Source organism: Amycolatopsis palatopharyngis, from assembly GCF_003385185.1.
Taxonomy (GTDB): domain Bacteria; phylum Actinomycetota; class Actinomycetes; order Mycobacteriales; family Pseudonocardiaceae; genus Amycolatopsis; species Amycolatopsis palatopharyngis.
This window is the reverse complement of the sequence record NZ_PQHZ01000067.1, coordinates 20,362-27,319: the sequence shown is the minus strand read 5'-3', so window position 1 is coordinate 27,319 and position 6,958 is coordinate 20,362. Positions and strand designations below refer to the sequence as shown.

At 67.5% G+C, this 6,958-nt stretch carries 7 protein-coding genes; 2 read left to right on the top strand and 5 right to left on the bottom strand.

Translation table 11 applies throughout. The features are described from left to right. Nucleotides 1–120 precede the first annotated feature (120 nt). From D0C15_RS30595 to soxR, 4 genes are all read right to left on the bottom strand, one after another. On the bottom strand, nt 121–1,401 hold the full coding sequence (locus D0C15_RS30595) for a condensation domain-containing protein (protein WP_162830317.1): 1,281 nt from the start codon (nt 1,399–1,401) through the stop codon (nt 121–123). 12 nt (nt 1,402–1,413) lie between these two features. Next, nucleotides 1,414–2,856 carry a condensation domain-containing protein gene (locus D0C15_RS30590; protein WP_162830316.1) on the bottom strand — a complete coding sequence of 481 codons (1,443 nt, stop codon included), beginning with the start codon at nt 2,854–2,856 and terminating at the stop codon, nt 1,414–1,416. A gap of 25 nt (nt 2,857–2,881) precedes the next feature. Further along, nucleotides 2,882–4,315 carry a condensation domain-containing protein gene (locus D0C15_RS30585; RefSeq protein WP_116051572.1) on the bottom strand — a complete coding sequence of 478 codons (1,434 nt, stop codon included), beginning with the start codon at nt 4,313–4,315 and terminating at the stop codon, nt 2,882–2,884. A gap of 311 nt (nt 4,316–4,626) precedes the next feature. Further along, nucleotides 4,627–5,088: a redox-sensitive transcriptional activator SoxR gene (gene soxR / locus D0C15_RS30580; protein ID WP_116051571.1), complete on the bottom strand. Its 462-nt coding sequence runs from the start codon at nt 5,086–5,088 to the stop codon at nt 4,627–4,629. A 52-nt stretch (nt 5,089–5,140) separates the two neighbouring features. Here soxR and D0C15_RS30575 point away from each other — a divergent pair, with 52 nt between their 5' ends. Together D0C15_RS30575 and D0C15_RS30570 are read left to right on the top strand one after the other, a co-directional pair. Further along, entirely contained in the window at nt 5,141–5,827 is a 687-nt protein-coding gene (locus D0C15_RS30575; RefSeq protein WP_116051570.1) for a thiamine pyrophosphate-dependent enzyme, read from the top strand. Between the two features lie 16 nt (nt 5,828–5,843). After that, nucleotides 5,844–6,752, top strand: a complete 909-nt coding sequence (locus tag D0C15_RS30570) for a transketolase family protein (protein WP_116051569.1) — start codon at nt 5,844–5,846, stop codon at nt 6,750–6,752. On the opposite strand, the gene D0C15_RS30565 is transcribed toward D0C15_RS30570, so the two are convergent. Further along, a complete protein-coding gene (locus D0C15_RS30565) occupies nt 6,749–6,937 on the bottom strand; it encodes a hypothetical protein (RefSeq protein ID WP_116051568.1) in 189 nt (62 codons plus the stop codon). The genes D0C15_RS30570 and D0C15_RS30565 overlap by 4 nt on opposite strands. Nucleotides 6,938–6,958: the final 21 nt, after the last annotated feature.

Genomic DNA, 6,958 nt, shown 5'->3' with positions numbered 1-6,958 from the left:
CACCATCGCCGCCGCGGCAGCCTGCTCGGCCGACCGCTCCCGCTCCGACTTCCTCATCTTCCTCTGATCCGCGCTCACAGCATCGGATGCCATCACTGTCCGTACCCATCCCGCCGGATTTCACCCCGGCGTGTCGGGCCAGAAACACCGCTCACGACACAGTCCCGCGTCGTCGGCAACCGTGACGTTGCTGATGTGCTGGGCCCCGCGCGGCGCGTGTTGTTCCGAGCCGGGCAGTCGCCGGTAATCGGTGTAGGACACCATGAACACGTCCTCACTGATAGGGCGGAACCGGTCGCCGAGCGCGGTCAGCACCTCGGGCGCGCGGTCCGCGCCTGCTTCTCGTGCGGCCCGGAACTCGGCGACGGCCGAACGTAGCGCCATCGCGAAACGGTCCTCGCGCGCACAAAGAGTCAGCGGTGCCACGGTCGTGAGCCAGCCGAGGGTGTGTTGCCAGCGCGGATCGATTCTTGTGTGCATCGGCGTGACCAGCCGGATGTCGTGTCCCGCACCTCGGCGTCGCAACGCAAGAGCGGTCGCGGCGAGGACGCCGGTGAACACGCTCCCGCCGAGCTTGCCGCACAGCGCCTCGAACCCCTCCGTCGCGGATCGGTCGAGCAGCTGACGGCAATCGGATGCCTGAGGTACCGGATTTCCCGGCCTGACGCCGAGGGGCAGCGGGAACGAAGGTGTCGTGCCGCCACAGGCCTCGAGGAGCCGTCCCCAGCGGGCTACCGCCGGATCGTCGGGACCGGGTGGCCGCCGTGCGTGTTCGAGGGCGCAGTAGTCGACGAAACTTCCCGCGGGAGGCAGTTCCACCGCCTCGCCCGCGCGAATGGCCGAGTAGATCGTGGCGAGCTCGTGTGCCGCGATCGCCAGTGCGTAGGCGTCCACATTTCGGTGGTCGAACCCGCAGAACACGGTGAAGCCGGTCTGGCGAACGATCGCCGCGAGCAGGAAACCCGGCCAGGACAACGGTGCGCACACCTCGTCCAGGCGCGCCCGGAGGTGTGCGCGCAGCTCCCCAGTCGTAGCGAAGTGCCGCACGTCGCCCGGAGTCATGGTGACCTCCGCGGTGGGCACGACGAACCGCTCCACGTCGTCTCCACTACGGCGGAATCCACTACGAAGCGTGTCGTGCCGGCGGACCCAGTAGGCGAACGTCGCGTCCAATGCCACCGGATCCAGCCGGCCTGGCAGGTCGAACGCCAGCGCCAGCCAGGTTCCCGGTCGATGCGGCCGCTCGGCCGACCGTGCCGCGGTCTGTAGATGGAACCGCTGGTTGAACGAAGGCGGAACCTGGGACGCGACGGACTTCTCCGTGATGGCCACTGTGGACTGAGGTGTTCGCCATTCCAGCAGGGTCCCGGGTTCGGGCACGTAGAGCTCAATCGTGGTCACGTGCATCGCGGACTAGCTCGCTGTCCCGGTGGAAATCTCGCGGCCGGAGACCGGATAGTCCCCCGTCGCGGCCACCGTCCGCAGAATCTGCCGCACCCGCTCCAGGTAGCGGGGGACGTTGGCCCTCGCCTCTGGTGTGTCCGGATGGCTGGCCTTCAGGTACGTACGCCGCCAGAGCCGGTTCACCCAGATCGGCACGTCGTGGCTGTCCCCTGGACCACCGAGCACCCGGCAGTCCGCGGCCTCCCAGTCCTGCGAACCTGGCACTCTCCTCGTGTCTATATAGGACACCATCGGCAGCACGACCCTGGAATCCGTGTGCAGGTCAAGTCCCTCGGTCACCACTTCGGTCACCCGGTGCAGCGACACCCCGGCCAACCCCCTGGCCCGCTCGAATGCCGCCTGCGCACCGCTGAGGACAGTCCCGAGGTCCTTCGCGTTCGCCACCGTGAACTGCACTGGGACGAGGTTGATGAACCAGCCCTGCGTCGCGGCCCACCGTGGTTCGTCGCGGGTGTGCACGACGTTCAGCCCCCGGTACCCGTCCTGTCCGGCGAGTTCCCAGTTCGCGATGCCGAGCGCGGTGAGCAGCCCTGCCGAGAAGCCCGCACCATGGCTTTTGCAGGATGCCGCGAACGCCTCGGCCTCTTCGGTGTCGAACAGATCGATCTCCACGGGTACCGCGGGGTAGGTGCCGTCCGGCGAGACGCCGAGGTCGAGCGGGAATCGAGGTGGTGTACCGCCGCCGGCGAGCCAGAACTCCAGCCACTGATGCACCGCGGGGGAGTCCCGTGTCACCTGCGCGGCCCGAGCACGTTCCAGTTCGCAGAAGTCGACATAGCTACCCGTCGTCGGCAACTGTGCGACCGATCCGTCGACTTCGGCCTGGTAGAGCGCCCGTAGTTCGGCGAACACCAGGATGATCGAGTAGCCGTCGGAGTGCGAATGATCGACCGCGAAGTAAACCGTCGAGGAGTCCTTCCTGACGATCGCGCCCGCTGTGAACGGGGGCCAGCGCAGTGGATCGGTTCCCAGGTCGAAGCGTTCGTGCAGGTGCTCACGCAACTTCACCGGATCGTCGAACGCACCGGCAGCCGAGGTTCGCAGGGAAAAGGATTCGGGCGTGAGCGCGTGCCGTCGCAGACTCCCGTCCGCTGCTGGGCTGAACCACGTGAGCAGCGTCGGATGCCTGCGAACCCACTTCGTCAGCGCGCTTGCCATCGCCTCGGTGTCCAGCGGCCCAGGCAGATCGAAGACCGTGGCCAGCCACGGAGACTGCACCTTTCCGGAACTCTCGTTGGCGAGTGCGCGGGTGATGTGTCGTTCCTGTACGAACGACGGTGGTGCGGGATGCGGGGGTGCGATCTCAGCGGCAGCGACGCTTTCGGCCGAGGGGACCCATTCGACCACCTCGCCCGGCCGGGGTTCGTACCCCAGAATCGGTGTCATCAGCATGACGAAATTCCTTTCCGGACTGTCCTCACCAGGTTGTCGCCATGTCCACCGCTGGAATCGGTGCCAGCCCGGACACGGCATAGCCCCCGTGCGTGGCGACCTCGTCGATGACGCGGCGAAGATGGCCGACGTAGCGGGCGACATTGCGGATTCCGGCTTCGGTGCCGGGGTGGCGGCAGGTCAGGTAGACCCCGTCGTGGGTGCGATGGATCCACAGGTACACCTCGTCACCCGCGGATGACCTGCTGTGGAAAGCGCAGGTGTGCCACTGTCGCCACCTGTCCGCACCCGGAGCGTTGCGCATGTCCATGTAGGACACGACAAATCGTGGTCGCGGTTGAGCGCCAAGAAGCTCGCACACGCGGGCGAAGGGCACCCGAGCCAGTGGCCGGGACTCGCGCACCGCGGCACTGGCCGCGCGGGTCAACCCGGCGAAGTCCGGCCTTCCCTCGACAGGGAACTCCACCGGAGCGAGGCCGACGTACCAGCCCAGGGATGCCGTCCATCGCGGCGCGTGCCTGGTGTGAAAGGGAACCAGGGCGCGGAAGGTCCGCCTGGCGCTGACCTCGTGTGCGGCGATACCCAGGCAGGCGAGTACGCCTGCCTGGAAACCGCCACTCGCGGCCCGGCAGGCGGTGCTGAAGGATTCGGCCTTTTCGGCGTCGAGCAGCCAGGTGCAGTTCCCGTGCTGAGGCGTCGGCCGGGTGCGGTCCGCCCCGACCTCGAGCGGGAACCCGGGTAGTTCCGCATCGTTCGTATCGAGGAAGCGGCGCCACCTGTTGACCACCTCGTGATCGGCGCGCACCAGCAGGGCTTCGGACCGCTCGGCGGCGCTGAACTCCAGATAACTGTCCGTCGCGGACAGTCCGGCCGCCACTCCGGTCAGCGCCGCGTCGTAGAGAGCGCGGAGCTCCTGGGCGATCAGCAAAATCGAATAGCCGTCCACATTGGAGTGGTCCAGGCCGATATAGATGGTTGTCCCGCCTGGCCGGGACACGGTGACGAACAAGTACGACGGCCAGTGCAACGGATTCGCGGTCCGGTCGAACAACGATTCGACATGCGAGCCGATACGGGCGGGATCGGCAAACCGCCCTCGGTCCTGCCGATGCAGGCCCACACCACCTCGCGGCAGCGTCCACCTCCGGACCTGAGCATCTCCGCCCGTTCTGGTGTGAAAGGTGAGGGTGCTACGAAGGGTTTCGTGCCGGTCGATCCACGTCAGCAACGCCTGACGTAATGCGGCGATGTCGAGGTCTCCCGGCAGTTCGAAGGTGGTGCCCAGCCAGGTAGGGCAACTCAGCCCGGCGGCGCGCCGGGTACTGGCTTCCCGGAGGTGAGCTTCCTGAACGTAGGAGGCGGGACGCGGATCAGGCGCCGGGGCACCGAGGGCGATCGGGTACCACTCGACGAGTCTTCCCGGCCGCACCTCGTGGTCGGACAGCTTCGTGAATCTCATGGTCGTGTCCTCGTTCGGACTGTGTCGCAGAATGGAAGCCAAGCGTCCACCCGCTGTTAGGAAGAAAGCAGCGGGAAACACAACGAAGCCGCTTTATTTACGGATCGTTAGCGGTGTTGGGTATTGCGCTTTGTGTTCTGTGCCAGGAGAAACCGGATCCGCGATGACCGTGGTGGCGGAGTTCTCGCTGCGCAACCGCAGACTATTCAGAGGGCGCGAGAAAAAGCAACGGGTCCACTATGTGAACCGAGGCACCAGACGAAAGTAGGTGTTTGGTTCCGAGGGCGAAGATGAACGACGACGCCCTATGTTCAGATTCCACCCTCGGCGACCGGCTTCAGGCGACCCGCCCCAGGGCCGAAGCGAGCCAGTTGGTCGTCGCCATTCTGCAGCGCACACGTGCGCAATGACAGACAACCGCAGCCGACGCATCCGGTGAGCCGGTCGCGCAGCCGGTGCAGCGCGTCGATCCGCGCGTCCAGTTCGTCCTGCCAGCCTCGGGACAGTCGGGCCCAGTCGGCCTTCGTCGGCGCATGGTCCTGCGGCAGGGTGGCCAGTGCGTCGCTGATCTGTTCCAGGGTGAGCCCGACACGCTGCGCGGCGCGAATGAACGCGATGCGTCGCAGCACCGAGCGGTGATAGCGACGCTGGTTGCCCGCGGAGCGCTCCGAGGAGATCAGGCCACGGTCCTCGTAGAAGCGCAACGCGGTATGGGGTACTCCGCTGCGCTCGGAGACCTGTCCGATGCTGAGATGGTCGGCAAGCTTGGTCACCCCCTCACCCTACCTTGACTTCGACTTAGGTCGAGGTTGCACGGTTGACGACATGAGTGACACGGCGATACGGCAGCCCGGATTCACCGACCTGCCGGAACTGATGGCCCGGCTGACCGGGGACGAGAAGCACTCCGCGGCCGCGACGTCGACCGTGGACGTGTTGTGGGTGCTTTACGACCGGGTGTTGCGCGTGTCGGCGGACGCGCCTGATCACCCGGACCGGGATCGCTTCCTGCTGTCCAAGGGGCACGGCCCAATGGCCTTCTATGCCGTACTCGCGGCAAAGGGCTTCCTTCGGCCCGGCGAGCTGGAGGACTGGGCAGGCGTACGGTCGCGGCTCGGCATGCATCCGGACCGGGTGCTCGTGCCCGGCGCGGAGATCTCCAGCGGTTCGCTGGGCCACGGGCTGCCGCTCGCCGTGGGCACGACTCTGGGGCTACGCGCACAGGGACGTACCGAGCCGCGGGTGGTGGTTCTCGTCGGCGATGCCGAACTGGACGAGGGGTCCAACCACGAGGCGATCGCCTTCGCGGGCCGGGCGGGGCTGGAGCGGCTGACCACTGTGGTCATCGACAACGCCTCCGCCACCCACGGCTGGCCCGGCGGCATCACGGCCCGCTTCGAGGTCGAGGGTTGGACGGGCCGCACCGTCGACGGCCGCGACCACGACGCCCTCCACGCCGCGTTCACCGAACCACACCCCGGGCGTCCGCTGGCGGTCGTCGCACGGGTCTAGCCGAAGGACTGAGGACATGACCACGACCATCACCGCGTCGATGCGGGAGACCGCGCTGGCCACTCTCGACGAGGCGCTCGACACTGACCCGAGACTCGCGGTCGTGCTGGCCGACATCTCCGCGGCCCAGCTCGACGCGGCAGCGGCGCGGCATCCGGATCGGGTGATCAACCTCGGTATCCGCGAACAGTTGCTGGTCAGCGTCGCCGGCGGACTGGCGCTGGCCGGAATGCGACCCGTGGCGCATACGTTTGCCTCGTTCCTCGTGGAACGTCCTTTCGAGCAGATCAAGCTGGATCTCGGCCATCAGGGTGCCGGCGCGGTGCTGATGTCCTCCGGCGCGTCCTACGACATGCCCACCGCCGGACGCACGCATCAGTCGCCCGGTGACGTCGCCCTGCTCGACACCCTGCCGGGATGGACCGTGCACGTGCCGGGGCATCCGGCCGAGGCGCGCGAACTGCTGCTCGACTCGCTGCCTGGTTCCGATCCGGTCTATCTGCGCCTTTCCGAGGCGAGCAACGCCGATGCCAGGGTGGGCGCCGGGATCCACCGGGTACGCCGAGGTGGCCGCGGGGTCGTGCTCGCCGTCGGGCCGATGCTGGACCGGACGCTGGCCGCGACCGAAGGGCTGGACGTCACCGTGTTGTACGCCGCGACAGTGCGACCGTTCGACGCGCGCGGTCTGCGGGAGGCGGTGGACGCGACAGGGGTGGCCGACGTCGTCCTGGTGGAGCCGTACCTCGCGGGGACGTCGGCACAGCACGTGGCCGTGGCGCTGGAGGACGTGCCGCACCGGGTGCGGTCGCTCGGCATGCGTCGTGACGCCGAGGTCAGGGTCTACGGGTCGATGGCCGATCACGACAGGGCGCACGATGTCGACGAGGCGGGCATCGCCCGCTCCGTGGCAGAGTTCCTGCGTTAGCCCGCCTGCCGGGTGGGTCGGCTGTGCGAACTCGGTGCTTCCCGGCGAGTCCTCGCATACGAGCGGTTCTCGTCCCTGTCACGCTGCAGCGGAATGTCGGTCAGGCCGATCTCCGGGAACGGCACGCTGTCGATGTCTCGTCGCCACATCTCGAGCAACTGGTCGAGCTTGTCTGCGCTGGTCATGGTGACTCCCAGGGTCAGTCC

Bases quoted from the DNA above. Each gene is read 5' to 3' on its own strand.
- D0C15_RS30590 (WP_162830316.1), bottom strand. From the start codon at position 2,856: ATGCTGATGACACCGATTCTGGGGTACGAACCCCGGCCGGGCGAGGTG.
- D0C15_RS30585 (WP_116051572.1), bottom strand. From the start codon at position 4,315: ATGAGATTCACGAAGCTGTCCGACCACGAGGTGCGGCCGGGAAGACTC.
- D0C15_RS30575 (WP_116051570.1), top strand. From the start codon at position 5,141: ATGAGTGACACGGCGATACGGCAGCCCGGATTCACCGACCTGCCGGAA.
- D0C15_RS30570 (WP_116051569.1), top strand. From the start codon at position 5,844: ATGACCACGACCATCACCGCGTCGATGCGGGAGACCGCGCTGGCCACT.
- D0C15_RS30565 (WP_116051568.1), bottom strand. From the start codon at position 6,937: ATGACCAGCGCAGACAAGCTCGACCAGTTGCTCGAGATGTGGCGACGA.